The organism is Pseudomonas sp. P5_A2_2, assembly GCF_054177685.1.
Window position 1 is genome coordinate 1 of record NZ_JBGCUL010001176.1, and the last position, 1261, is coordinate 1261.

Below are 1261 nucleotides of genomic sequence, written 5' to 3' on the forward strand. Positions count from 1 at the left end.
GTCGTACTCAAGATCTCATGAGAAAATGCCGTTCATGGCCAGGTGACAGCGTTGCTTGGGACATTGCGTGGGAATTCGGTTGTGCTGCGCTGACTCCTCGTACACGGCCTGATTAACAAGCGCTGAAAACGACTCGAATCCTTATCGTGTTGATTTTATTGAAGAAGTACTAATTGGTATTGCACCTGTCATATACAGGGAAGGAAATTTTGTGGGTATCTCTGAGTCCAGCGCTCTTCATTCTTGCGCCAGTACCACATTGAGTGATTGCCGTACTGAAAAAGTCGCAATACTGATGTGTTCCTACAATGGAGAATCGTTTTTAGCCGAGCAGCTGGAGTCATTTCAGCAGCAGTCTCATCGTGACTGGACTGTCTATGTCTCGGACGATGGCTCCCAAGACCGGACGCTGGACATCCTTCAAGCCACAACTACCCAATGGGAGGCGGGGCGTCTCCAGGTTTTCGATGGGCCTGGCCGAGGTTTCGTCGCAAATTTCCTTTCGCTCACTTGTCGGGCAGACATTCACGCTGACTACTATGCGTGGGCTGATCAGGACGATATCTGGAAGCATGAAAAGCTCGAGAAAGCGATAGCCTGGCTGAAGTCTATCCCGGAGAATGTGCCGGCCCTTTACTGCGGTCGCACCGAGCTGATTAGTGAGACAGGTTTACCTTTTGGCTTCTCACCCAAGTTTGCTCTTGCGCCGCATTTTTCCAATGCGCTCGTGCAAAATATCGGGGGCGGCAACACCATGGTGTTTAACCACGCCACGCGCGCGTTGCTGCAAGAAGCAGGTGACAAACTGAATGTGCCTTCTCATGACTGGTGGGCGTATCAGTTGATTTCCGGGGTCGGTGGGGCTGTCCACTACGATCCTGTACCAACGGTACTGTACCGTCAGCACGATGAAAATGTCGTCGGAACCAACTCCAACTGGTGGGCGCGTATCAAACGCTTGCGCATGGCGTTTGGGGGACTTTTTTATGAGTGGAATACCTTGAACATCAAGGCTCTTGGAACCATGCGCCATCGGTTGACCCAGGAGCATCTGGTGAAGCTCGACCAATTCAAGGCAGCGCGCGAGCAACCACTTTTTTCAAGGATTCTCGGGTTTAAACGAGCCGGTTTGTATCGACAGACCGTTTTTGGAAACCTGGGGTTGATCCTCGCAACTTTACTGAAAAAGATCTGAATCAATGACTATCTTAGTAACTGGCGGTGCAGGCTTCATCGGCGCGAACTTCGTATTGGACTGGCT

Annotated in this window: 1 protein-coding gene; it reads left to right on the forward strand. The window is 51.1% G+C overall.

All coding sequences use genetic code 11. The features are described from left to right. The first annotated feature begins 211 nt into the window (after window positions 1-211). Window positions 212-1195, forward strand: a complete 984-nt coding sequence (locus ACXRVY_RS29855; protein ID WP_223462038.1) for a glycosyltransferase family 2 protein — start codon at window positions 212-214, stop codon at window positions 1193-1195. Window positions 1196-1261: the final 66 nt, after the last annotated feature.